The organism is Halothiobacillus neapolitanus c2, from assembly GCF_000024765.1.
In the GTDB taxonomy this organism is placed as follows: Bacteria; Pseudomonadota; Gammaproteobacteria; order Halothiobacillales; family Halothiobacillaceae; genus Halothiobacillus; species Halothiobacillus neapolitanus.
Genome location: NC_013422.1, coordinates 1,933,326 through 1,956,582, shown reverse-complemented (window position 1 = coordinate 1,956,582; position 23,257 = coordinate 1,933,326). Strand labels below are relative to the sequence as shown.

Below are 23,257 nucleotides of genomic sequence, written 5' to 3'. Positions count from 1 at the left end.
TTCTCTTGGCTCTTGTGCTCGTGTTTCTTTTTTACCTATCAAGGAGTTGGTTATGTATTGTGGTCGAACGGGTTTGGGGCTTGCCTGTGCTCTGCTGTTGAGCGGTGCAACGGTTGGTATGGCCGTGGCATCGGCTGATGAAATGAAATTTCCCCTGCGGGCGCAGTATGAAACGGTGGGTGTCAAACCAATCTCCACGGCAGATTTGTTGGCCCACTTTAATAACTACACGATCATCGACGCACGTTCGGAATACGAATACCAGACACTCCACATCGAAGGCGCCGAATCGGTGCCTTTGTCTTCCCCGGGTTTCGATCAGAGTGTTAAGGCATTGGCGGACAAGACGAAAAAGCCCTTGGTCTTTTATTGCAACGGTACGACATGCGAAAAATCCTACAAGGCTGCCGTGCGCGCCATCCAGTCGGGTGTGAAGCAGGTACTCGTTTATGATGCAGGCATTTTTCACTGGGCGGAAGCCAACCCCGGCAAGACCGATTTGCTTGGAAAGAAAATGCAGTCGGCCGGCCAGTTGATTTCGAAGGCTGATTTTGCGGCACACCTTTTGAGCCCGCGCGATTTTTATGAGCGCGTCATGGGTGATCCGAATGCGATTGTGCTGGATATCCGGGATGCGGGTCAGCGCGCGGGTGTTTCCTTGTTCCAAATGCGTGATGTGCATGTGCCTTTGGATAACGCTCGACTCGAGGATTGGGTGAGTCGGTCCAAGCAGGAGAACCGTGCGATGTTCTTTATCGACGCCACCGGCCACCAGGTGCAATGGTTGCAGTACTACCTCAAAGAACAAGGCTTGCACAATTATTGGTTTATGAAAGGCGGTGCCAAGGCGTTTTACGATACGCTGTGATCACGGCATGGTTGCTGGTATTTGCGGTCTACGTTGATTGAAATTTTGCTGCGTGAGGATATGAACAAACCTTCGTACAACAGAATTGGTGAAAACCGATGTTTTCATGGCGCAATAAATGGATTTAGGCCGTATTTCCAAGATACAGTGATGAAGTTTCCTTAATTCAACTTCGAGAGATAGATATGCGTTACATGCTGGCTGTTATTGTCGCTTTAGGTGGCGTAAGTTTTTTGAGTATCTCGGCATGGGCAGATGCGCCTCCTGCTGTTGCTCAGAACGAATCTCAAGTGGTGGGGCAGCCCTTTCCCAGCCTGAAATTAACCAATCAGCACGATATGCCCGTCCAATTGCCGGGCGATGCGTCGGTGATTGTTTTTGCAAATGCCAAGGATGTGGATGAATGGGCCGATCCGATGTTGGCGAAGTTTGGTCAAAAGCAAATGGATGCCCATCATCTGGTTTACCTTTCCGACATTCACCGCATGCCGTGGATGATCAGCAAGATGTTTGCGCTACCCAAATTGAAGGAACGCACTTATTCGGTCGCTTTGATCCGCGAGGCTAATCAAGTGCCCGCAACCATCGAGCCGAAAGCGGATTGCTTGAATTGGATTCAATTAAAATCCGCAAACATCACAGCACTCAGCCCTGTTTGCACGCCCACCGATCTTGAAAAACGACTCAATGAATTAGTGGCGCATTAGCGCGGCAGCCGGTTGGTGGCTAGAGTGAAGACCTTCCTGGAACTGAGTGATGCGTAAAACCTACATCGCACTACTGGGGTTGTTGATCATTGCTGCGAGTGCGCTGGGTTATCGTTATGTCGAGAATCTTGATCATCCCGAGATTCGAATATCTTCAAATCCTTGGGTGGGGTTTACCCCCTTTATCTATGCGCAGGAAAAGGGTTGGCTAAAAAACACACCGTTTCGTTTTTTGTGGCTTGTCGACCTATCTGAAAACCGTCGGCTTTACGAGAATGGTTTTGTGCAGGGTTTCACCGCCACGCAATATGAGCTGCTTCACTTCGCGCACCCTGACGCGCTGGAAACCGTTTTTCTGACTGATCGTTCCAATGGCGCCGATGCCATTCTTTCCAACCGGACACTCGCTGCCCTGCAAGCCGAATCAAAGCCAATCAAGGTCTATCTGGAGCGAGATTCACTCCAGCGGGATATGTTCCACGCGTTCATCAATGAAAATGGCCTGAAGGATCATGCTTTCGAATTGACCAACCGCGCTCAGGAAATGATGCTGTTGTTAAAACCCGGCCCCGCGCCCATGCTTGTGCTTTCATATTCGCCCTATTTGACGCAATTGCATCAGCATGGTTTTCAAACCATTGCTTCAACGCGTTCTCTTAAATCGTTTATCGTTGTGGATGGCTTGTTCGTTAATCGACAGGTATACGCTAAAAACAGAGCGGATTTCGTAAAACTCAAAGAGATTTTCGATCGCGCTTTGGCCGTGTTCCATTCGGACCCAAAAACTTTCTACGACAGTGTTAAAGGCTACCTGGAAGGACAAACATTCGATCAGTTTATGGCGTCAACCCGCGACATCGTCTGGCTTGATCAACAGGTCGATCCGGAAATGCTTAAGTATATGAAAAGACAAGGGGTGCGTGTTGATGAAAGAATCCCGTGATTATGATAATCCATGAAAATTAATCGATTCACTTCATTGGCAGCCGTCGGTATTGGGATACTGGTTACAATCCTTGCTGTAAGTTTTTTTATTGTTGAACGCAATTTGATGTTGCAATCATTGGCTGATGATCTGAATCAGAATTTATTTTATATCGAAAGTGATCTTCGCCATACGCTTGGTGAAAGTCCAATCTCTCAGATACAGACCGTGCTCGATCGGGCTGTGGCAGTCAATCAATCGTTGTCGGTCATTTCTGTTTCGGTTGATGGCGTGCATATCAGTGTTTCTTCTTCGCGGTCTTTGGTTGGCCAGTTGCTAGGGAAAAATTATTTTCCCATGACCGATTTGGCGCAGGGTTTTGTTAAAGGACATGTTCATTATCAGAAAACAGTAAATTTTTACGAAAATAATACAGATGCGAATCAAATTGTATTGCTGATTACGCTAGATAGTCAGTATGTTTTTGATCGCATGAACCGGATCGCATTCTTTTATGGATTTAGTCTATTTATTGCCTTGGGTCTGATTGCCATAGCCGTTTATATTGTTGCGGATAGAATAATTACCGTGCCGTTCGTGCGGATCATAAATGATGCGCGGGATGGAAATGCACGGCTTGGTTATTTTTTTATCGACGAGTTGAGTGAGTTGAACCGAACACTCAATGATACATTCGGCTCTTTACGCCAAAAGCAGTATGAATTAAAGCAGTCGCTGGCGCGTACCACTTACCTCGATAGCGTATTACGGACAGTGGCTGATATTAATCAGCTGCTTATTACGTCAAAAAATGTCCGAGAATTAATGGATCAAAGTGTGAGTCGGCTCGCGCGTCATCCCGGCTATAGCGTCTGCATGATCTTGCGAGCGGAGCAGGCGCAATTGATGGTGCGTGCCTGCTCTATTAATGAGGATAATCCATTATGTCTCGGGCGTTTGATGACCGACGGTGCCGAGCTCGATGTGGGAAATCCGTTTATCCAAGCGTTTATGACCAAGCGAGCCGTCGTGGTTGAGCAGATATCGCATGATGCTACGGCGCCCGATTTACCTCGTGCACCCTGGCAGTTGCTGGCGGCTCAAAAAGATGCAGGTTCCGTTATTGCGCTTCCGCTTATCTCAAATGTTCATGATGATCCGATGGGCGTGCTGGTTGTCTTCGCATTGCGTGCGTCAGGTATTGATCTGCAGGAAATTGCGATGCTGGAGGAGCTTGCGGGGGATATCGGCTTTGCCATCCGAGCATTTGAATATCGCGAACAGTTACAACATCATCTGACGACCGATGCAGATACCGGCTTGCCGAATCGAGTGGCATTTATCGACCAAATGAATACCAACTCCGGTGGTTTGATCGGTTTGATCAATATTGATCGTTTCAGTGATATTAACGCTGTCTATGGTGTGGATATCGGTGATGCGCTCCTGAAAAAGTATGGACTGTGGTTGAAAGCGCGTGCCCAAGGCCGGGAAGATATTCAGCTGTACAAAATGGGGGGTGATGAATTTGCGCTGTATTTCAGATCTGCCGAATCGCTATCCGAAGTCAGGCTCTTCTTTGTCGATTTGATCGCTGCAACGGCTAATACAGCATTCATGGTGGCGGGCGTGGAGATCGTGCTGACCATCACGGTGGGTGTGGCCCACGGCGTTGATCGTGGTGTGGCCCATGCTTCGGCTGCGATCAAGCAGGCTAAATTGGATCATCAGAGCATTGGCCTGTTTGATGGTTTGGATTCGACGAGGCAGCAGGAAAACAACATTGCCTGGTACAAGCGAATCAGAGATGCCATCGAAACATCGCGGATCGTGCCTTACTTCCAACCCATCGTGGATAACAAAACGCAAAAAGTGACCAAGTATGAGGCGTTGATCCGCATGATCGACACGGATGGTCAGGTCATCAGCCCATACCAGTTTCTGGATGTTGCGAAGAAAACCAAACTCTATAGCCAGTTGACCCGGATGATGATCGACAAGGTGCTGGACGTGTTCAAGGAAAGCACGATTCCGGTCAGCATCAATCTTTCGACCGAAGATTTGATGAATCAGGAATTATCGGAGTACCTCGCGCAGCGGTTAACGGAAACCGGCATGGGCCATCTGCTCGTGTTTGAGATTCTGGAAAGCGAAGGTGTGAACAACTACGAGGTTGTCAGTGCCTTTATTCAACGGTTCAAGGCAAAAGGATGCCTGTTCGCCATCGATGACTTTGGTTCCGGCTATTCGAACTTCGATCATCTGATCAAGTTGGACATGGATATCCTCAAGATCGATGGCAGCTTGATCAGGACATTACCGCATGATCGTAATTCGCAGATTATCGTGCAGCACATCTGCGATTTTGCGCATGAAATGGGTATTCGGACGGTGGCGGAATTCGTATCCAACGAGGCTATTTATCACCAAGTCTGCGAGATCGGTATCGACGACTCGCAAGGCTATTACTTCTACCCGCCGCTTGAGCGCCCTTTTTAAGCCTTAACTGGTCGCCAATAAATAGCCGTTCAAACTAACCACCACCGCCACGGTGCTCCATCCCAACCATTTAACCCAGGCCGGGTTAGCATAGCCGCGCATCAAACGTCGATCGCTGGTAAACAGCACCAGCGGGATCAGCGCCAGCGCAATACCGAATGAAAGCACCACCTGGCTGTAGACCAGCACTTGGGTCACATTTAAACCAAGCGCGATGATGATGAACGAAGGCGTCATGGTGATGGCGCGCCGCAGCCAGAGCGGAATGCGGAAACGCACAAAACCACTCATGATCTCCTGCCCGGCCAGCGTGCCGACAATGGTCGAGGCCAAGCCGGCAATGAGCAGGCTCGCACCGAAGATTTGAGCTGCGATGGTGCCCAGCAGAGGAGTAAGCGTTTCGTGCGCATTCTCGATGTTGCCTGACTCGGCCGAGGGATTGCCATAAAAGACCGCAGCGGCCATGGCGAGCATGGACAGATTCACGAATCCGGCGATGGTCATGGCGATGGCGACATCCCATTTGGTGCTGCGGAAAATCGTTTTGCGGTGAATTTTGCCATATCTCACCAGTTCTGCCTTGCTCATCGCCGAATGCAGATAGATAACGTGCGGCATAACCGTCGCGCCTAAAATGCCTGCGGCCAGAAAAACGCTGTCCCGGCCATCAAAACCGGGGATTAATGCCCCTTCAAGCACGGAAGCCGGGTGCGGGTGGCTGAACAATAATTCGGCAACGTAGATCAGGGCAACAGTGAGCAACATGCCGCCAATCACGATTTGCAGTGTTTTGAGATTACGGGTTTCAAGGCTCAATACGGCCCAACTGATGATTGCGGTGATGACAGCCCCTTCCATCAACGTGAAGCCGAACAGAAGCTTGAAGCCAAGCGCCGCGCCGATAAATTCGGCAATATCGGTCGCCATGGCCAGAATCTCTGCCTGTATCCAATACGGGTAAACAGCCCAGCGCGGCAAACGTTTGCCCAGCATAGAGGCGAGTGACTCTCCAGTCGCCAGACCAAGCTTTGCGGAAAGCATCTGGATGAGCGCGGCCATGAGATTCGCCCAGACCACGACCCATAGCAACAAATAACCGTAATCGGCGCCAGCCTGGATATTGGTGGCGTAATTGCCCGGGTCGATATAGCCGATCGCCGCCACAAAGGCTGGGCCTAGAAACAGGGCGCGTGTGCGTTTGGACGAGCGGGGGAGCGGGGTATGAATGGACATGCGTTAATATATTTCTTAGTTAAGACTAAATTTGATTTTAGCCTTAACTAAATATTCGGGCAACTGGATTTAATTGCTCCAAATTTTGCGGCCCTTTGTGTAGGCCCTGTTTTACAAGCACTTGCGCATCAGGGTGACTTCGACGCAGGTGCCACCGCCTTCGCGTGCGAGAATTTGAATGTCACCACCTTGGGCACGTACGGACGCGCGTGCGATGGCGAGGCCAAGTCCACTGCCGCCCGTATGCCTTGCACGGGAGGTTTCAAGTCGCACATAAGGTTCGAATATCCGCTCCCGATCGGCTTCGGGAATACCGGGACCTCTATCCTCTATGCGAATAACAACGTCAGTCGGGCGAACTTCAACCGACAGATCAACGGGGTCATCGCTGTAACGCCGCGCATTATCGAGCAGGTTTTGAAGCGCCCGTTGAAGTGCCTGAGGCCTTGCCTTGACGGGGGTTTCTGCCGCGCCATGCCGCCGAATTTGTGCACCCAGCAAGGCCATGTCTTCACACAACAAATCAACCAGTGCGTCGAGATCGAGTGCGACAAGCGGCTCTGTTGTGGTGCCGGCGCGCAAAAAGGCCAGGGTGTGGCCGATCATTTCATCCATTTCCGTGAGGTCGTTTTCTATTTTTTGTTTGAGCTCGTCATCTGGGAGATGGGCGAGCCGCAACCGCAACCGGGTGATTGGTAATCGCAAATCGTGCGAGACGCCCGCCAGTGCATGCCCACGAACTTCGATCAGTCGTTGAATGTCGCGTTGCATCTGGTTGAATGCCTTTGCCGCTCGACTGACTTCGGTCGGTCCGGCTTCGGTCAGCGGCGCCTGATTCAGATTCTGCGGCAGACGCACGGCCGCTTCGACCAGCGCATCGAGTGGATGCGTGAGTCGGCGTAGAATCCAGGCTACGCCAGCGATCACGATAACCCCCAGCAGCAAAAGCCATCCCATGGTCTGAAACGGCCAGCGCATGGGCGGCGGCAGTGCATGGCGCAGCGTCAAAACACTGCCGTCATCGAGTCGAGCCTGAATCAACAGCGCATGTTCCCAGTGATTGCGCGCCGGTGGCTGCATCTGCCAATGACGGTCGAGCTTCCAGGGTGCCTGCTGAAGCAGGATGGGCGCTGCTTCGGGTTCAAGCGTTCGCTCGGCGCGCCGATCCGGGTCGTCGCCGTTAATGGCCAGAACCTGGATCGGTATCGGCTGTTCCAACGCGCCATGCAGGCGTTGTGCAAACTGCCGGGTCATCGTGTTTTCCACGAGCACCCTCGCTCCGTTATACGGTTGGCCGATGGCTTGTTGCTCGGGTTGACGCCAAGGTTGGCGAAACATCAAGTGGGTCAGCGGTGTATTCATCCAGCGGGCAAGACGGCGCCGTTCATCTGTTGCGGTATCGTTCTGAATCTGAATGATCTGGGCGATCCGTAGTATGGCGTAGTCGCCCAGCAGACGCTCACCCAGACGGGCGCGATCAGCCACCAGTAAGCTCAAGCTCAGGACGAGCGCCGCAACAATGCCCAGAGTCAGCATGAGCAATACCTGACCGAACAGGCTGCGGGGCCAGATACGCCATGCCACGGTTTGCATCTTGCTCACCCCGGTTGCCCGCCTTGTGGGTGGGTGAGGAGCATATAGCCCTCGTTGCGAATGGTTTTAATGAGTGTCGGTTCGCGGGCGTCATCACCCAGGCGGCGGCGGAGGCGACTCATCATGACATCGATCGTTCGGTCGAGCGGATCGGCTTCTCTGCCCGCAAGTGCGTCCATGAGTTGGTCGCGAGACAGCACCGTGTTCGGATGTTCTGCCAGTGTTTTGAGTAGTCGAAATTCACCCGTGGACAACGGAATGACGACCTGATCTGCACTCATTAAATGTCGGGCTGCCAGATCAAGCGTCCAGCCGCTGAAGTGCAGATGGCGAGGTGGCTGTGCCTGATTCTGCTGTTCCGATCGTCGGAAAATGCTGCGAATCCGCGCCAGCAGTTCGCGCGGGTGAAATGGCTTGGGCATGTAGTCATCGGCACCCATCTCAAGACCGATGATGCGATCCATTTCATCGCCACGCGCGGTCAGCATCAGGATGGGGGTGGTCTGGCGTGCCCGGATGGTTCTGCAGAGGGCGAGGCCATCCTCACCCGGCAACATCAGGTCAAGAATGATCAGGTCGACCGTCGAATTCTCGAGTCGCGTCCATAACTCGCTCCCTTCTGCCGCCTCGATCACGTGATAGCCTTGATCGGTCAGATATGCCCGCAATAGGCTTCGCAGATCGGCATCGTCATCTACTACAAGGATTGTTTTCATGAATTTGATTCGTCCATTAATGAATGAGCGCTATCTTAGCCCAGCCCTGCGGCCGAAAAGCGATGTAATTCCCTGACATTACAAAACCCCTACATTCCGTTTACACGTGGGGCCGGGCTTGAAATAGCCGGTTTACAGTCGTTTGGTTCAATGATTCCCGTGAATCTTTGTTCCATTGACCCGAGGTAGAAGCCATGAGCCTTCAAACATCAAACGAGATTATTTCAACCCGTCGCCCGGCATTGCGCATGGCGGTCCTCGCCACGGCATTGATGACCCTTGCCGGCGGCTTTGCTGCGGTCAGCCAAGCTGAAAATTTGACCAATGCACCGGCCGGTTCTGCTGCACCAGCCGGTCAGCCTTACTGCAAGAATCCGGAACAAATGCGTGCGGATCGGGCTGCTTTCATGCAGAGAACGCTCGACACCATGGCCAATCGTCTGGAGATTACGGCCAGTCAGCAAGCTGTTTGGGATGAATATAAAAAAGTACGTATGGACATGATGCCAAAGCATTTCAAACGTCCCGGCCCTGATATGAATGCAGCCCAACTGGCACAATTCCGTGCGGAACGAGTCCAACTCATGGCGAAAAAAATGGCGCGTCTGAGCAAGGCGACATCCGAGCTGCGCGCGGCCCTTGCGCCGAATCAGCAGCAGGTGCTGGATGAAATGGCGCGTCAGCATCAGCACAAGCATTTTGGTGCTCATGGTCAAAAAACTGGTATGCAACATGGTTCCGGTGGGATGGCGGGCCGATCCAGCCCTAATTGATTGTGTCGATCCGGCATTGAACCCAAGTTAAGAATGACCCCGCCTCGGCGGGGTTGTTCAATTTTGCGTTTGACGAGTCCGCGCCAAGACCTTGGCCGAGGAACCTGTCGGGCTTTAGCAAAAGTCGGCCACAAATCCATCCAGAAGGCACCTATTTCACCGCTTTTTGGATAATAGAGCCCGCTGCTACTCTGCAAGATCTACCCTCGACTAGCTTGATTTTCGCTACGATTCCTAAAGTCGGGCAGGCTCAGGGATCAATAGATCGAGCTTCCAGCTTGGGCCACGCCAAACAAAGTAGCCTGCCGAAGCAGACAAGAAGATGCGTTAAATTGTGCAGAGCCTGCTGCCTGCTGCTCGTCAAGCATCCGTTCGGGTGCAGCAAGCGTATGTTCGAAGCGGTAAAGTTGCCTCATTTAACTTACGGCACGTGATCGATAGGGCGGAAACCATAGTATGGATACAACACAGATTTCGGCACAAGACACGGCAGTAAACGGACTCGCATCGCGCGGCATGCTGGCCGTGCTCGTGGCGCAGTTTCTTTCGGCGATGGCCGATAACCTTCTGTTCGTGGCGGCTATTGCGCTGCTTAAAACGGCGGCTCATGGCGAGGCGCTTCTGCCGCTGTTACAGGTTGTATTTGTTGCCGCGTTCATTGTCTTGGCGCCTTACGTGGGGCCGGTGGCCGATGCCTTTCCCAAGGGGCGAGTAATGCTCTACGCCAACCTGATCAAATTGCTGGGCGCGCTGATGATCCTGTTCGGCGCGAACTCGCTATTGGGATATGCCATCGCAGGCATCGGTGCGGCTATTTACTCGCCTGCCAAGTACGGCATTCTCACGCAACTTGTGCATCCCGAGCGCCTGGTCAAGGCAAATGGATTGTTAGAAGGTTCGACAATCGCCGCCATTTTGTTGGGTGTGTTGGCTGGCGGTTGGCTTACGGATCAGTCTGTGGTGCTGGCCGTGGCTGTGTCGGCGGGTATGTATCTTCTGGCCGCGCTCGTGAATCTGGGCATTCCTAGGTTGCCCGTTATTCATCGCTTTGTTCGGCATGAACTGGCGCACTTGCCGAAGCAGTTTATTCACAACCTCGTCGTATTGTGGCGTATTGGCGATGTGCGCTTTGCCATCATCGGTACAAGCTTGTTCTGGGGCATGGGGGCATCCTTGCGGCTGTTGATTTTTGCCTGGGTTCCGGTTGCGCTGTCATTGCTTGACAATCAGGCGCCAGCCAACCTGATGGGATTGATGTCTATCGGTATTGTGGTGGGTGCCGGTTTGGCTGCCGTCAGCGTGCTTCTGGAACAGGCCAATCGGGCAATTCTGGGCGGTTTGGCGCTGGGGCCGTTGATCGTTTTGCTGGCACCTATGCACGCATTCGTTCCCGCGGCGGTCATCCTCATGTTGGTGGGCGTGGCGGGTGGCTACTTTGTGGTGCCGTTGAATGCGCTCCTGCAGGAACGGGGGCACGAGACCATCGGTGCGGGTCGTACGTTGGCCGTGCAGAATTTCTTCGAAAATCTGGCCATGTTGGGTATGGCCGGGGTGTATTTTCTGGCTATCGAAGCGGGAATGAACCCGGTGGCCGTAGCTTACGGGTTCGGAGCAGTGGTGACGTTGGGGATGGCCGCGCTGGCTGTCTGGCGACTTCGAGGCGGTCGTCCGAACTGATAGGGGCTCAGCTCAGCGGATTTATGCCGGCTGCGCGGAGCAATCGTAAGGTGGCAATCAAGGGCAGCCCGAGGATTGCCGTGGGGTCATCCGATTGCATTGAATCGAGCAACGCTGTGCCCAGCCCCTCCGATTTCATGCTACCCGCCGAGCCGAATGGTTGCTCCCGGTTGAGGTAGTGTTGAATCTCCGAATCAGAGAGGATTCGAAGTTGTGCGGTAACGGTTTCGCTGTGTTCCTGCAGGGCGCCGTGTGCGTCGATAACCGCGACCGATACGTGAAAATAAACGGCTTTGCCGGACATGAACCGTAATTGCTCGGTTGCGCGTGGCATATCGTGGGGTTTGCCCATGATGCGGCCATTGCAGGACACCAGTTGATCCGACCCGATGACGACCGAGCCGGGATGGCGTTCGGCAACCGCGCGTGCTTTTTCCCGTGCCAGTCGCAAGCAAGCTGCGTCGGCCGCTTCATGCTCATGGACGCGTTCGTCGATGTCGGGCTTGTCGATTTGGTAGGGTAACCCGAGGCGGTCAAGCAAGGCGCGACGGGTGACGGAGGAGGACGCGAGTACAAGAATGGGGTTGTTTTGCATATTCATTTTGCGTGCCAAGCAATAAATCGCTAATATTATACGATTCTGGTCTGGCGAATGCTGTGTGTGCGGGCCGCATTTTAGGCTCTCGTCCAGAATTAATTGCATTTATTCAATTAATTCTGGCCTTGCATGCAGGTAGGTATTTGGCATGAGTGTGGACAACGGATCATATCCTTTGGATGGCCAATCTGGCAGCGGGGCGAGCAGGCCGCTTCAATCCGCCGCAAGCTTGCCGAGATTGATGGTGCGCATGGCTTGCGATAGTGAGCGCGCTTTTTCTGCGTCTGTCCGTTTGGCCGAGTTGCCTCGGTTGGTGCCCTTTGTGCCACATGAAGCTCCGGAGACTTCGCTTGATTTCGATCTGCGGTTTTTTCGGGACGAAGGTCGTGCACTGCTGGCAACGCTGGACGTGCAGACAACGGTTCAGGTCGAGTGTGCCCGTTGCCTTCAACCCATGAGCTTGCCCCTGGTGGGGTCGTCCTTGTTGCAGTTTGTATACAATGACGATCAGGCAGAGCAGGTTGGAGATGCTCGTGAACCTGTTCTGGTCGATGCCGAGGGTGGGGTGGCCATTTCAAACTTGCTTGAAGAAGAAGTGTTGATGGCCCTCCCTACGGTGTCGATGCACGAGCATCAGTGCCAACCGGCTTGGCAAGAAGAAGTCGAGGACGACGGCGTTGAACCCTTGGTTGAGCGATCGGAGCGGCCTAATCCCTTTGCTGCATTAGCGGAACAATGGCGCACGCCGGGGTCGAAAGGTTCAGGCAAAAAGGGTGAAGATCAATAGTGTAAACGCGATCGTGTATTGATTATGGTCGCGGAATTTTAGTTTGGCGTTTTGGTAAAAGAAACGCGATTTTTAGTATCAGGAGTTGAGAAATGGCTGTTCAGCAAAATAAAAAGAGCCGTGCGCGTCGCGATTCACGTCGTACCCACGATGCCCTCGTCAAACCCACTTTGTCAGTGGATGCGACCAGTGGTGAAACTCATCGTCGTCATCAAGTGACTGCGGACGGGTTTTACCGTGGCAAGCGCGTGATTGCCGAAAAAGCAACTGCCGAAGCGTAATCGCTCTCCGGGTGGTCGTGCATGATGATCCCAACCTTGCGTGCCTGGGTGCGCAAGGTTTTTGTTATGCCTGTCATTCTGGCATGCTGTGCGTTCGATTGATCTGAAGTGTGTTCATTCGTTTTGGATCAGTCCTGAATTTTTATTTAAAATCAAGCATCTGTTAAGGCTGTATATTTTTCATGAAGGCTAAAATTGCGATCGATGTGATGGGTGGCGATCATGGCCCCGTCGTGACGCTGGCGGCAGCGGCGCAATTCCTTAGGGTGCATCCCAGCGTGACGCTGCTGCTGGTAGGCGATGAAACCCTCGTGCGTTCGCAAATGAGCGCGCATGGTCTGGTTGAAGGCGAACACATTCAGGTCGTGCATGCGCCTGAAGTTGTCGAGATGGCCGAATCGCCCGCGGTAGCACTGCGTACTAAGAAGAAATCATCCATGCGCGTTGCGGTCGACTGCGTGCGTGACGGCTCGGCGCAGGCAGCTGTGAGTGCGGGAAATACCGGTGCGCTGATGGCTACGGCCAAATTCGTCCTCAAGACCCTGCCCGGTATTGAGCGTCCGGCCATCTGCACGGCTCTACCGAGTCGCAAGGGGCATACCCATGTGCTTGATCTGGGTGCGAATGTTGAATGCAACGCCGACCATCTGTTCCAGTTTGCCGTGATGGGTTCGGTGCTGGTGGAAGCGTATGACGATAATCCCGCGCCCAGAGTCGGTCTGCTCAACGTCGGTGCCGAGTCCATCAAGGGTAACGATACCGTCAAGGCAGCCTCGGCACTGTTGGAAAACGGGCCGATCAACTATATCGGTTTTGTCGAAGGCGACGACATCTACAAAGGGGATGTGGATGTCGTTGTATGCGATGGTTTTGTCGGTAATGTCGCGCTCAAGACCAGCGAGGGGCTGGCCAAGATGATCACTCAGTTCCTGCGCGAAGAATTCGGGCGTGGTTTACTGTCCAAGTTGGCGGCCGTCCTTGCGCTGCCTGTGCTCAAACGTCTGAAAAACAGACTGGACCCAGGCCGATATAATGGCGCCAGTTTTTTGGGGCTGCAGGGTATCGTGATCAAAAGCCATGGCGGCGCCGACGTTTCGGCCTTCGCCAGTGCGCTCGGCGTGGCGCTGCGCGAGATCGAAAAAGACGTACCGCGCCGCATCGACCAGCGGTTGGGCCAGCTATTGAATGAAAAGGAAACAGCATGATTCATGCACGTATCACCGGTACAGGGAGTTACCTTCCTGAGCGGATCCTGACGAATCAGGATCTGGAAAAGATGGTTGAAACTTCGGACACCTGGATTCGGGAGCGGACGGGCATCGAGCAACGTCATATCGCCGAGAAAGGACAGCTCACGTCCGACTTGGCCGAGCCGGCGGCGCGCCGTGCTCTGGAAGCGGCTGGCAAAATCCCGTCTGATGTTGACCTGCTGATCGTGGCGACAACAACACCTGATCGCGTATTCCCTTCAACGGCCTGTCTACTGCAGCAGAAACTGGGCATTCACGGCTCGCCTGCTTTTGATATTCAGGCAGTCTGCACGGGCTTTGTGTATGCGTTGAGTGTGGCAGAGAAATTCATCAAGACCGGTGCTGCCCGTTGCGCACTGGTCATCGGAGCGGAAACCCTGTCGCGCATCGTTAACTGGCAGGATCGAGGGACCTGCGTGCTGTTTGCTGATGGTGCCGGTGCGGTCGTGCTCGAAGCCAGCGAAGAGCCCGGAATTATCAGCACCCATATCCATGCCGATGGGGCGTACGAATCGTTGCTGACTACGGTAAAACCCGGGCCCGATGTCGATCTGGATAAACTGGCCGACGGTACGGCGTTCATTGAAATGCGCGGTAACGAAGTGTTCAAAATGGCGGTAAATACGCTCGGTCGCATCGTCGATGAAACCTTGGATGCCGCCGGGATGTCCTATGCCGACATCGACTGGCTGGTACCCCATCAGGCCAACATCCGCATCATTCAGGCAACGGCACGCAAGCTCGATTTGCCGATGGAACGCGTGGTGGTCACCGTTAACAAACACGGCAATACTTCTGCGGCTTCGGTTCCTCTGGCACTGGATACCGCCGTTCGCGATGGACGCATCAAGCGTGGCGATACGATTCTGCTCGAAGCGTTTGGTGGCGGCTTTACCTGGGGTTCGGCACTCATCAAGTTCTGAGTGCGTTCAAGGATTCAACCATGGCACTGGAAATCGAACGCAAGTTTTTGCTGAAAAATGATGGCTGGCGGGCGGCGGTGACTTCCAGTCGCCGATTGAGTCAAGGTTATTTGACCACCCTGACCGAAGGCGCCAAGGCGTCGGTGCGGGTGCGAATGGGTGGCGATCGAGCCTATCTGAATATCAAGAGCATGACCTTGGGCGTGACACGCGACGAGTTCGAGTATTCGATTCCTAATGAAGATGCCGAGCATATGTTGACCCATTTGTGTTCGGGTGCCGTGATCGAGAAAATTCGCCATCATGTGCATTTTGCCGGTCTGCTCTGGGAAATCGATGAGTTTCTCGGTGCCAATGAGGGACTTGTGGTGGCTGAGGTGGAACTTGAATCTGAGGATCAGGTTTTCGAGAAGCCCGAGTGGGTTGGGGGCGAAGTGACCGATGATCGGAGTTACTATAACGTGTCGCTGGTTCGGCATCCGTTTACACAATGGCGATGACACCTGAGTGATGACTTAAGGATGATGACGCCGAGGTGTTCGGGAGTGACTAAATCCATGTTTTATCTGCCGCAATTACTGTCAGGACGAGCCATATGATTCGCGTGATGCTCGTCGATGATCACACCATGGTGCGCAAGGCATTGGCTCATCTGATTGGAAGCGAGCAGGGCATTGGTGTGACATCTGAGGCGGATAGCGGTGAAGCGGCGTTGGCTTTGCTGAAAACCGAAACTGTCGATGTCGTGCTTTGTGATATCCACATGCCCGGCATGGGCGGCCTGGAAGCCATCCGGCGTATTCAGGCCCGCTATCCCGAGATCGGTTTGATCGCAGTAACAGCGGAAGCCGATGCGGCCTTAGCGCGCTCGGTTCTGGAGGCTGGCGTACATGGTTATGTAACGAAAGACGCACCGCCGCAGGAACTGATCACCGCCATTGAAAACGCCCGTCATAAAATCCGCTTCATTTCATCGCGCATCGCGCAGGAAATCGCCCTGCAATCCATGCGTAAAACCGCCGATCCTTTCGAAACGCTCTCCGGGCGCGAGCAACAAGTGCTGATGATGATCCTGGAAGGCAAATCCAACCAGTTCATATCCGACGCACTCTGCGTGAGCCCCAAAACGGTCAGTACCTACAAAGTGCGCTTGCAGGAGAAACTCGGGGTCAATAACGATATCGAGTTGTTGCGATTGGCCGTGAAATCCGGGCGGGTCGTGATCAACGAATGACTGACCAGTCCGTTGACCATCACGATTCGGAGATATCACCGGTTTTCGATGCGGCACGTTTTCTCAAATCGGTGACCGAACGCCCCGGCATCTACCGGATGTACGGTGAGGATGATGTGATTCTCTATATCGGCAAGGCACGGAATCTCAAGGCGCGCCTGTCGAGTTACTTTCGTGGTCAGCAGGCCATCAAAACACAGGCTTTGGTGCGCCAGATCGTCCGGATCGAGATCACCGCCACCCAGACCGAAGCCGAAGCATTGCTGCTGGAAAGCAATCTCATCAAGGCTCATCGCCCCCGATACAACATTCTGCTGCGCGACGATAAAAGCTACCCCTGGATCTACGTTTCAACCGATCAGGATTATCCGCGGCTCGCTTATCATCGCGGTGCCCGCAAGCGCAAAGGGTGCTATTTCGGGCCGTACAGTGCGCCCAGTGCGGTGCGCGAAACCCTGAACCTGCTCGAAAAGGTCTTCAAGGTGCGTCAGTGCGAAGACAGCGTGTTCCGCAATCGCAGCCGCCCTTGCCTGCAATATCAGATCGGACGATGCACCGCGCCGTGCGTTGGTTTCATCAGCCCGGAAGCTTATCGGCAGGACGTTGACGACACGATGGCCTTCCTAAGCGGGCGCAGCCAGATATTGACCGAACAATTGGCAGAACGCATGGCGCAGGCCGCCGCCGCACTCGACTTCGAACAGGCGGCGCAGTTGCGTGACCAGATCAGCCAGCTTCGCGTGGTAGCCCAACAGCAATCGATCACGGGCGTGAATGGTGATGCCGACGTGATTGCCCTGATCATGGTGATGAACCTGACGGTCGTGGCGGTATCGACCATTCGCGATGGTCGCCACCTTGGTACGCGCAGCTATTTCCCCCAAGTCCCGGCAGATACGGAACCGGCAGAAACCATGGCGGGTTTCATCAGCCAGTATTACGCCGAACGCGAAGCGCCCGTGCGCGTTTTATGCTCACCCCTGCCGCAGGATGTCGCGTTTTTGTCCGATGGCCTGTCCAATGCCGTGGGTGCACAAACTGGGCGTCGCGTCACCTTTACGACGCCGCAGCGAGGCAAGGCCCGCGAGTGGCTGGAGCAAACAGCAGAAAATGCGCGATTGGCCGCTCAAGAGCGCCTGGCCAGCCGGATTGGCCTTGAGACACGATTCGCCGCCTTGCGCGCTGTGACGGGGTTAAGCCAGATTCAACGCATTGAATGCTTTGATATTTCTCACACTCAAGGCGAATTAACCGTGGCGTCTTGTGTGGTTTTTGGGGTGGAAGGCGCGCAGAAAGATCAGTATCGTCGGTACTCGATCGAGGGCATCACGCCCGGCGATGATTATGCCGCCATGCATCAGGCGCTAACGCGCCGGTTCGCCCGCGCCCAGCGCGAGGGTGGGATTCTGCCGGATGTGCTCTTGATCGACGGAGGTGCCGGGCAAGTGGCGCAAGCTCAGGCAGTCCTCTCGGCACTGGCGATCGATTCGGTCTATCTTCTGGGTGTGGCCAAAGGGGTGGCGCGTCGAGCAGGCGAGGAACGACTGATCCGACCCAAGACATCGACCGGTCAGGGTGGTGAGGAAACACGGCTCGACCCGCATGATCCGGCACTGCACCTGATCCAGCAGGTACGCGACGAAGCGCATCGATTCGCCATTACCGGTCATCGGGCTCGGCGTCAGAAAGCCCGAACCCAATCGGATCTGGAAAAAATCCCCGGCGTCGGTGCCAAGCGACGACAAGCTCTGCTCACGCATTTTGGCGGCATGCGGGGCTTACGTCATGCCAGCGTCGCGGAATTGGCGAAAGTGCCGGGTATTTCGATGTCCCTGGCGGAAGGTATTCAGGCTTGGCTGCATGAGGGGGCGGATGTCCCGATCGAAGACCGATCAGGTCCTTCACAACAAGACCAAACAACTCAAGACCTGATATCACAAGATCAGGTATCACAAGAACAAACAGGATAGGAGACGACATGCGATTGATTTTGGGCACGCGACGGTGGGGGCTATTGGGCCTGATGTTGATGTTTTTTTTCAGCGTGTTCCCGTCTGTCCATGCATCAACGCTTCAGGCCATCGAGTCCGCCACGCAGACCGAATCGCAGCCTTCCTCCGCCGCGCCGGATTATGCCGCGCTTGCTGCCCTGCTGGCAGATCCGCAATCCCGAGCGGTTCTGATCAAAGAATTGCAGCGACTGGCAGCGCAATCCCCGAATCAATCCACGGCAAAGGCCAAGGATGCCCAGCAATCCAGTGCCGAGCCCACGCTGGCCAATGAGATGGCCTTGGATACCCTGGGTGTCTTTCACGCGCTGGGTGATGCCGGCAAGACGGCCTGGGTGCAAATCAATCGATTGCTGCTCGCCGATCCCAGCGCCTGGGATTGGTCTGCCGTTAGCAACCATGCTTGGCGTCTGGCGTTGCTGATTCTGTTCAGCTACGGTGTGTGGCTATCGTTCGGGCGGTTGATCCGGCCGGTATTATTACGACTGGATCAATGGACTTCCGCCGCACGAGCCAGGCTGCATTTGCTTCGGCTTTCTGTGTCGCTGACGGCCACAGCTCTGCTGGGTGTGCTGGTCCTGGGCCTGATTTATGTGTGCGGAAATCTGCTCTCCGTCTGGTTGGCGGGCGATCTGGCCTCCGCGCTGCTACGACAGACGCTGTTTCTGAATGCATTCATCCTGATTGAGTTCATTCGACTCGTTATTGCGCTGATACTGACTCCTTCTTTTGACGGGTTGAGCCTGTTTCCCATCAAGGCCGAGCAGGCGCGATTCTGGATGCGCCGCAGTTCGCGCCTTATTCTTCTGCTCGGGTATGGTCTGATGTGGCTGGTGCCCGTGATCAGAGAAAACTGGGGAGGCGATGCTGCGCAGATCATGACTTGGTCGCTGGCAGTCATTGCGCTCGTTTACGCCTTGCAGACTGTGTTCAGTCAGCGTCATGTTTTACGCGATTGCCTGACCTCGCTGGCCGCAAGGCAGTCCAGCGGCATGCTTGCTTGGCTGTTCACGGCGTTGTCCCACACCTGGCATTTATTGGCCGCCCTCTATATCGGTATGGTTTTTCTGGTCGGTTTGACGCGACCCGTTGATGCGCTGCCATTTGTCGCCCGTGGAACCGGCTATACCGTTTTGATCATTACCGCCGCGATGCTGCTTGCCGCGATCATGGTGCAACTGCTCGGCGGGGAAATTCACCTCAAGGAACAGCATCGACAACGGGTGCCGTTGCTGGAGCGTCGGCTAAATATCTATCTGCCCTGGCTGTTGCGGACGATCCGATTGGTTATCTTGGTGACGTCCATCGCCTTGATCCTCGCTGTGTGGCAAGTCACCAATGTGTTCAACTGGTTGGGCACCACCGCCGGTCAGCAGTTGCTAAGCACGGCCTTTGATGTGGCGTTCATCGTCATCGGTACCGTGATCGTCTGGTTGGTGCTGTCCAGTCTGATCGAGATGAAACTCAATGGCGTCAGCAGTCATATGCCCTCGGCGCGCATGCAGACCTTGCTCACCTTATTTCGCAATATCATCGCCATTGCGTTGCTGGCGATGGCCGTGATGATGGTGCTCTCCGAGATTGGTGTGAACATCGGCCCCCTGCTCGCCGGTGCCGGTGTCTTGGGCCTTGCCATCGGTTTTGGTGCCCAGAAGCTGGTGCAGGATGTCATCACCGGCGTGTTCATCCAGCTCGAAAATGCCATCAATACGGGCGATACGATTACCGTTGGCGGCATTACCGGAACCGCCGAGCGCTTGACGATCCGCTCGGTCGGTTTGCGCGATCTCAACGGCACCTACCACATCGTGCCGTTTTCTGCGGTCGAGGTGGTCTCCAACTACATGCGAGGCTACGCCTATCACAAAGCGGAATATGGCATTGCTTATCGCGAGAGCATCGATGAGGCGATCACGTACCTTGAGGCCGCATTTGAAGAACTGAAGTCCGATCCGGCGATGCGTGGCAAAATTCTTGAGCCGATACACATTCCGGGCGTCACGGAGCTGGGCGCGAGCTCCGTGAACATCCGTGTCATGATCAAAACGACGCCGGGTGATCAGTGGGCCGTGGGACGCGCTTACAATCGCCTCGTCAAAATGCATTTTGATGCGGCGGGTATCGAAATTCCCTTCCCGCATACCACCATTTATTTCGGTGAAGATAAATCGGGCAAATCGCCGCCGGTCTATGTTCAGAATTTGGGCGGCACGCCGGATTCCGCTGGCTGAATTCGGTCGTTATTTTGGTTCGATCACATCAATTAGCTGCTCAACGCTTTCTTCTTTGCAGGGCATGACCCAGCAGGATCAAGGGGAGCAGCCCCCCGATCGCCGTGTGTGCGGTTGCAATCCAGGTGAGACTGTCTTCGTGGCTGACGTAGAGCAGGAGCGGGGCCGTGACTGTGAGTATCCCTACGGCCATCAGCAACCCGGTGCCGGAGATATGACGCTCTTGCCTCAACCATCCCGCGCGCGCGTGCACAGTCCAAACCGCACCGATCAACGCCAGCACCAGAAAGCCACTGACCACATGGCTGGCCGTAAGCACAATGCGGGTCAGGCCGGAGGGTTTCCAGGGAAAGTCCCACCATTCCCATTGAAAAACCAGCAGCAACGGCACCAGAGCCAGTCCGGTTGCCAAAACCAAGGCCAAGCCAGCCATCAGTAAGGGCGCGAACGAGGCCGGATAACCTTGTTGTTTGAACTTGGCGAGCATATCTCAGATATCGTCCAAAAGGATGGGTGGGGGTGGGGCAGTCGGATCGAGCAGCTGCCCGCCGAGCTGCCTGATAACTTCGGGCGCCTCGTCGTTTGCGGTTGCAGCGGCGACTTTGGTCAACGCATCCGCCAGCCAGGCATATCGGGCGATCACCGTCCATTGCCCGTAGCGAACGGGCTCGCTTCCCGCGATCAGTTGAGCGGGGAAGTCTTGTGCGTTTCGACCCGCTGCCGAGGTGGCGCAGGCACCGTTCGTCAGTTGACCCAAGGCGATGCAACCGGCATTCGAGTCCAGTCGAATCACCCGGGGCGTGCCGAAGCAGCGCCAGTCGCCGCCTGCATTGACAACGGCATCGGATACGCCACAGGCTTTCAAGCGGGCAATGGCGCGATCAACGGCCCAGCCCTTGGCAATGCCATCGAGCGTGATCAGCACGGGGCGAAGGCGTTGCAGGCGCGTGCCCTCAAGCCGGATGTCGTCGGCGTGCCCCGAGGCAATAAATGCCGTCGCCGGATCGGGGAGTCGTCCGCGCGTAACCAGTTCCCCGCCCACGGTGGGATTGAATCGATGCGCGCTGGTTTGCGCCAATCGCAACGCCAGACGCAGCACGCGGGCAGTCCATGGATGAATCTCGATCGCACCGTGACTGCGGTTGACTCGACCGATATCACTCTCAGGCTGATGAAAACTCATCAACCGTTCCACGCGCGCGATGTCGGCGAATGCTCGATCAATGGCCGCGATGAGCTGATCCGGTGGTCGGCCCGCCGCCGAAATCTCGACAAAGGTACCCAGAGCCGGGCGCATGCGCTGAATCGGTTGTGTACCGCTCGGACTCATTTTGGCTGTGCGCCCCGTTCAGACGCGGTCAGCGCCACCTGTTGCAACGCCAACAGGCGCTTGACCCCATTGGTGACATTGCGGCAGGAAAGCGTCGCACCACTGATATTGCGAATATCCTCGCCCAGTTTGAAGCCACTTTGCGTGGTCCGTCCCAGGAACTGACCGCGCCAGTCAGCCTGCCGCACCTGATCGCCGTAGGTTTCGAGGTATTCCATGATCTCGATGCCCAATACACGGCCTTCCGGGGAGAGCGCGACGGCGTAACGGATGAATTCGTGTTTACCGATCACACGATCTTCAATGTACCAGCCCTGAAATACGCCATCCTTTTCTGCACGCCAGACCGGTTGCTCCTTCCAGCGCTGGCGCACATCGCTGAGCGCCTCGATTTGAGACCGTTGATCACCGCTGAGTTTGACCGGTGTGGCCAAAACACTTGTTGCTGAGGGGAACAAGGCCTTTTGTGCCTGTTCGGTTGTGAAGTATTGATTGGCTTGAACCGCTGGCACCATGAACGGCGCCAGCGCGATGATGGGGGCATAGCGCATGGCACACCTCAGAAGTTGTAACCCACTTTCAGGCGGAGTTCGTTGCGTTCGTGGTCGGCCAGGTGCAAATCGGTCCGGTTCTGCGCACCGGACTCTTCGCTGGAACCGGCAAACTGATGCGCCCATGTGAGGGTGGCCCACCAGGTCTTCCCGCCGTAATGAATGCTGGGTCCGGCGAAGAAGTCCCAGTGATCGAACTCCCAACCGCCACTGCCCGGTTCCGCTGGATCGGCTGCGGCATTGAGCATTTCCATATCAACCCAACCCTCTGCACCGATGTACCAGTTGGGTATAAAACGATAGGAGATACCGGAGCGCAGTCGAGGCGCGATGGCACTCTCAACGGCGCCCGATTCATTATCCTTGGCTGTTTCGGCTTCGAATTCGATATTGGTCAGCCACTGAAACTGACCATCGAGATAAGGTTTTTGAAAAATTACCTTGGTTTCAAGTTCCCAGCCACGAATAGCCGCACCGGTGATGCTGTCGACTGTGTCGTACGTGAGCTCACCGTATAAGGCCACACCAAGATCATCTTTGTAAGGCGACAAAATATTCTTTTTAAGTTCCACGGAGAAGCCGCTGAATTTGGTTTGGCTTAACGAACCATCTATTTCTCCAGGCACCGGGCTGCCACTGTATTTGTGCCGATATCCATTCAGATAAATTGAACCGGACAGGGTGTCCGTGAGGCCGCGCTCGTACTCCAGCCGGAAATAGTCGGCGGTGTAGCTGCCTTGACGTTTGCCTTTGTGAATCGTGTTCCACAGATACAGCTCATTGCCTCCCTTTGGCGTTGTCTCTGCCCCGATGGTGTAGCCCAGAAGGTTCTCATCGGCCTCGGCTCGATCAATGAATGGTGGTGCGAAAGCACCCGTCAGGCCGAGCGCAACCACACCAGCCAGTGAAGAACGTTTTGCCGCAAAACTCATATCAATTTCCTCAATCAGTAATCAAAAGCAAACGAGAACCGTTCGCATTATGATTAAGTTTAGTTTCAAGTCAAGTGTCGATTCGTATCAATTTGGACGAGAATTTTGAGCGGTTGGCTTGAACATCGGCAGTTCGTATT

The 23,257-nt window shown here is 54.7% G+C and carries 23 protein-coding genes; 14 read left to right on the top strand and 9 right to left on the bottom strand.

The window, feature by feature from the left end; genetic code table 11:
• Positions 1-52 precede the first annotated feature (52 nt).
• From HNEAP_RS09050 to HNEAP_RS12330, 4 genes are all read left to right on the top strand, one after another.
• Complete coding sequence (locus HNEAP_RS09050) at positions 53-868, top strand: rhodanese-like domain-containing protein (RefSeq protein ID WP_012824675.1); 816 nt, start codon at positions 53-55, stop codon at positions 866-868.
• Between the two features lie 185 nt (positions 869-1,053).
• Entirely contained in the window at positions 1,054-1,575 is a 522-nt protein-coding gene (locus HNEAP_RS09045; RefSeq protein WP_012824674.1) for a hypothetical protein, read from the top strand.
• A gap of 49 nt (positions 1,576-1,624) precedes the next feature.
• Positions 1,625-2,518: a type 2 periplasmic-binding domain-containing protein gene (locus HNEAP_RS09040; protein ID WP_012824673.1), complete on the top strand. Its 894-nt coding sequence runs from the start codon at positions 1,625-1,627 to the stop codon at positions 2,516-2,518.
• Between the two features lie 12 nt (positions 2,519-2,530).
• Positions 2,531-4,999 (top strand): EAL domain-containing protein, encoded by a 2,469-nt coding sequence (locus tag HNEAP_RS12330; RefSeq protein ID WP_012824672.1) that lies wholly within the window; start codon positions 2,531-2,533, stop codon positions 4,997-4,999.
• A gap of 3 nt (positions 5,000-5,002) precedes the next feature.
• Here HNEAP_RS12330 and HNEAP_RS09030 read toward each other — a convergent pair whose 3' ends face one another.
• From HNEAP_RS09030 to HNEAP_RS09020, 3 genes are all read right to left on the bottom strand, one after another.
• Positions 5,003-6,232, bottom strand: coding sequence for an Nramp family divalent metal transporter (locus tag HNEAP_RS09030; RefSeq protein ID WP_012824671.1), 1,230 nt, complete (start codon positions 6,230-6,232; stop codon positions 5,003-5,005).
• Between the two features lie 111 nt (positions 6,233-6,343).
• Entirely contained in the window at positions 6,344-7,825 is a 1,482-nt protein-coding gene (locus HNEAP_RS09025; RefSeq protein ID WP_012824670.1) for an ATP-binding protein, read from the bottom strand.
• 5 nt (positions 7,826-7,830) lie between these two features.
• The gene (locus HNEAP_RS09020) at positions 7,831-8,541 is read right to left on the bottom strand and encodes a response regulator (protein ID WP_012824669.1); all 711 of its coding nucleotides are present in this window, start codon (positions 8,539-8,541) and stop codon (positions 7,831-7,833) included.
• Positions 8,542-8,735: 194 nt separating this feature from the next.
• On the opposite strand from HNEAP_RS09020, the gene HNEAP_RS09015 reads away from it, so the two are divergent.
• Complete coding sequence (locus HNEAP_RS09015; protein ID WP_012824668.1) at positions 8,736-9,314, top strand: Spy/CpxP family protein refolding chaperone; 579 nt, start codon at positions 8,736-8,738, stop codon at positions 9,312-9,314.
• Positions 9,315-9,571: 257 nt separating this feature from the next.
• Here HNEAP_RS09015 and HNEAP_RS12725 read toward each other — a convergent pair whose 3' ends face one another.
• Positions 9,572-9,730: a hypothetical protein gene (locus HNEAP_RS12725; RefSeq protein ID WP_155802521.1), complete on the bottom strand. Its 159-nt coding sequence runs from the start codon at positions 9,728-9,730 to the stop codon at positions 9,572-9,574.
• Between the two features lie 40 nt (positions 9,731-9,770).
• On the opposite strand from HNEAP_RS12725, the gene lplT reads away from it, so the two are divergent.
• Positions 9,771-10,991 carry a lysophospholipid transporter LplT gene (gene lplT, locus HNEAP_RS09010; RefSeq protein WP_012824667.1) on the top strand — a complete coding sequence of 407 codons (1,221 nt, stop codon included), beginning with the start codon at positions 9,771-9,773 and terminating at the stop codon, positions 10,989-10,991.
• Between the two features lie 7 nt (positions 10,992-10,998).
• Here lplT and HNEAP_RS09005 read toward each other — a convergent pair whose 3' ends face one another.
• Positions 10,999-11,592 (bottom strand): Maf family protein, encoded by a 594-nt coding sequence (locus tag HNEAP_RS09005; protein ID WP_012824666.1) that lies wholly within the window; start codon positions 11,590-11,592, stop codon positions 10,999-11,001.
• Positions 11,593-11,839: 247 nt separating this feature from the next.
• On the opposite strand from HNEAP_RS09005, the gene HNEAP_RS09000 reads away from it, so the two are divergent.
• From HNEAP_RS09000 to HNEAP_RS08965, 8 genes are all read left to right on the top strand, one after another.
• Positions 11,840-12,376 carry a YceD family protein gene (locus HNEAP_RS09000; protein ID WP_166636002.1) on the top strand — a complete coding sequence of 179 codons (537 nt, stop codon included), beginning with the start codon at positions 11,840-11,842 and terminating at the stop codon, positions 12,374-12,376.
• A gap of 92 nt (positions 12,377-12,468) precedes the next feature.
• Positions 12,469-12,657, top strand: a complete 189-nt coding sequence (rpmF, locus tag HNEAP_RS08995; RefSeq protein ID WP_012824664.1) for a 50S ribosomal protein L32 — start codon at positions 12,469-12,471, stop codon at positions 12,655-12,657.
• Between the two features lie 182 nt (positions 12,658-12,839).
• Positions 12,840-13,862, top strand: a complete 1,023-nt coding sequence (gene plsX / locus HNEAP_RS08990) for a phosphate acyltransferase PlsX (RefSeq protein ID WP_012824663.1) — start codon at positions 12,840-12,842, stop codon at positions 13,860-13,862.
• Positions 13,859-14,830: a beta-ketoacyl-ACP synthase III gene (locus tag HNEAP_RS08985; RefSeq protein WP_012824662.1), complete on the top strand. Its 972-nt coding sequence runs from the start codon at positions 13,859-13,861 to the stop codon at positions 14,828-14,830. The genes plsX and HNEAP_RS08985 overlap by 4 nt, the downstream gene beginning before the upstream one ends.
• 20 nt (positions 14,831-14,850) lie before the next feature.
• The gene (locus HNEAP_RS08980) at positions 14,851-15,330 is read left to right on the top strand and encodes a CYTH domain-containing protein (RefSeq protein WP_012824661.1); all 480 of its coding nucleotides are present in this window, start codon (positions 14,851-14,853) and stop codon (positions 15,328-15,330) included.
• A gap of 95 nt (positions 15,331-15,425) precedes the next feature.
• Positions 15,426-16,064 carry a response regulator gene (locus HNEAP_RS08975; RefSeq protein ID WP_012824660.1) on the top strand — a complete coding sequence of 213 codons (639 nt, stop codon included), beginning with the start codon at positions 15,426-15,428 and terminating at the stop codon, positions 16,062-16,064.
• Entirely contained in the window at positions 16,061-18,034 is a 1,974-nt protein-coding gene (gene uvrC / locus HNEAP_RS08970; protein WP_012824659.1) for an excinuclease ABC subunit UvrC, read from the top strand. Before HNEAP_RS08975 ends, uvrC begins: the two co-directional genes overlap by 4 nt.
• Positions 18,035-18,042: 8 nt before the next feature.
• Complete coding sequence (locus HNEAP_RS08965; RefSeq protein WP_012824658.1) at positions 18,043-20,304, top strand: mechanosensitive ion channel domain-containing protein; 2,262 nt, start codon at positions 18,043-18,045, stop codon at positions 20,302-20,304.
• Positions 20,305-20,344: 40 nt separating this feature from the next.
• Here the strand turns inward: HNEAP_RS08965 and HNEAP_RS08960 are convergent, their stop codons facing one another.
• From HNEAP_RS08960 to HNEAP_RS08945, 4 genes are read right to left on the bottom strand one after another with little or no spacing between them, the layout of a single operon-like run.
• On the bottom strand, positions 20,345-20,791 hold the full coding sequence (locus HNEAP_RS08960; protein WP_012824657.1) for a hypothetical protein: 447 nt from the start codon (positions 20,789-20,791) through the stop codon (positions 20,345-20,347).
• 3 nt (positions 20,792-20,794) lie between these two features.
• Entirely contained in the window at positions 20,795-21,634 is an 840-nt protein-coding gene (locus HNEAP_RS08955) for an FAD:protein FMN transferase (protein WP_012824656.1), read from the bottom strand.
• Positions 21,631-22,185 carry an FMN-binding protein gene (locus HNEAP_RS08950; RefSeq protein ID WP_012824655.1) on the bottom strand — a complete coding sequence of 185 codons (555 nt, stop codon included), beginning with the start codon at positions 22,183-22,185 and terminating at the stop codon, positions 21,631-21,633. The genes HNEAP_RS08955 and HNEAP_RS08950 overlap by 4 nt, the downstream gene beginning before the upstream one ends.
• Before the next feature lie 8 nt (positions 22,186-22,193).
• Complete coding sequence (locus tag HNEAP_RS08945) at positions 22,194-23,117, bottom strand: DUF6662 family protein (protein ID WP_012824654.1); 924 nt, start codon at positions 23,115-23,117, stop codon at positions 22,194-22,196.
• Positions 23,118-23,257 lie beyond the last annotated feature (140 nt).

Excerpts from the sequence above, each read along its gene's own strand:
- HNEAP_RS09050 (WP_012824675.1), top strand. The coding sequence starts at position 53 with ATGTATTGTGGTCGAACGGGTTTGGGGCTTGCCTGTGCTCTGCTGTTG.
- HNEAP_RS09045 (WP_012824674.1), top strand. The coding sequence starts at position 1,054 with ATGCGTTACATGCTGGCTGTTATTGTCGCTTTAGGTGGCGTAAGTTTT.
- HNEAP_RS09040 (WP_012824673.1), top strand. The coding sequence starts at position 1,625 with ATGCGTAAAACCTACATCGCACTACTGGGGTTGTTGATCATTGCTGCG.
- HNEAP_RS12330 (WP_012824672.1), top strand. The coding sequence starts at position 2,531 with ATGAAAATTAATCGATTCACTTCATTGGCAGCCGTCGGTATTGGGATA.
- HNEAP_RS09030 (WP_012824671.1), bottom strand. The coding sequence starts at position 6,232 with ATGTCCATTCATACCCCGCTCCCCCGCTCGTCCAAACGCACACGCGCC.
- HNEAP_RS09025 (WP_012824670.1), bottom strand. The coding sequence starts at position 7,825 with ATGCAAACCGTGGCATGGCGTATCTGGCCCCGCAGCCTGTTCGGTCAG.
- HNEAP_RS09020 (WP_012824669.1), bottom strand. The coding sequence starts at position 8,541 with ATGAAAACAATCCTTGTAGTAGATGACGATGCCGATCTGCGAAGCCTA.
- HNEAP_RS09015 (WP_012824668.1), top strand. The coding sequence starts at position 8,736 with ATGAGCCTTCAAACATCAAACGAGATTATTTCAACCCGTCGCCCGGCA.
- HNEAP_RS12725 (WP_155802521.1), bottom strand. The coding sequence starts at position 9,730 with ATGAGGCAACTTTACCGCTTCGAACATACGCTTGCTGCACCCGAACGG.
- lplT (WP_012824667.1), top strand. The coding sequence starts at position 9,771 with ATGGATACAACACAGATTTCGGCACAAGACACGGCAGTAAACGGACTC.
- HNEAP_RS09005 (WP_012824666.1), bottom strand. The coding sequence starts at position 11,592 with ATGAATATGCAAAACAACCCCATTCTTGTACTCGCGTCCTCCTCCGTC.
- HNEAP_RS09000 (WP_166636002.1), top strand. The coding sequence starts at position 11,840 with ATGGCTTGCGATAGTGAGCGCGCTTTTTCTGCGTCTGTCCGTTTGGCC.
- rpmF (WP_012824664.1), top strand. The coding sequence starts at position 12,469 with ATGGCTGTTCAGCAAAATAAAAAGAGCCGTGCGCGTCGCGATTCACGT.
- plsX (WP_012824663.1), top strand. The coding sequence starts at position 12,840 with ATGAAGGCTAAAATTGCGATCGATGTGATGGGTGGCGATCATGGCCCC.
- HNEAP_RS08985 (WP_012824662.1), top strand. The coding sequence starts at position 13,859 with ATGATTCATGCACGTATCACCGGTACAGGGAGTTACCTTCCTGAGCGG.
- HNEAP_RS08980 (WP_012824661.1), top strand. The coding sequence starts at position 14,851 with ATGGCACTGGAAATCGAACGCAAGTTTTTGCTGAAAAATGATGGCTGG.
- HNEAP_RS08975 (WP_012824660.1), top strand. The coding sequence starts at position 15,426 with ATGATTCGCGTGATGCTCGTCGATGATCACACCATGGTGCGCAAGGCA.
- uvrC (WP_012824659.1), top strand. The coding sequence starts at position 16,061 with ATGACTGACCAGTCCGTTGACCATCACGATTCGGAGATATCACCGGTT.
- HNEAP_RS08965 (WP_012824658.1), top strand. The coding sequence starts at position 18,043 with ATGCGATTGATTTTGGGCACGCGACGGTGGGGGCTATTGGGCCTGATG.
- HNEAP_RS08960 (WP_012824657.1), bottom strand. The coding sequence starts at position 20,791 with ATGCTCGCCAAGTTCAAACAACAAGGTTATCCGGCCTCGTTCGCGCCC.
- HNEAP_RS08955 (WP_012824656.1), bottom strand. The coding sequence starts at position 21,634 with ATGAGTCCGAGCGGTACACAACCGATTCAGCGCATGCGCCCGGCTCTG.
- HNEAP_RS08950 (WP_012824655.1), bottom strand. The coding sequence starts at position 22,185 with ATGCGCTATGCCCCCATCATCGCGCTGGCGCCGTTCATGGTGCCAGCG.
- HNEAP_RS08945 (WP_012824654.1), bottom strand. The coding sequence starts at position 23,117 with ATGAGTTTTGCGGCAAAACGTTCTTCACTGGCTGGTGTGGTTGCGCTC.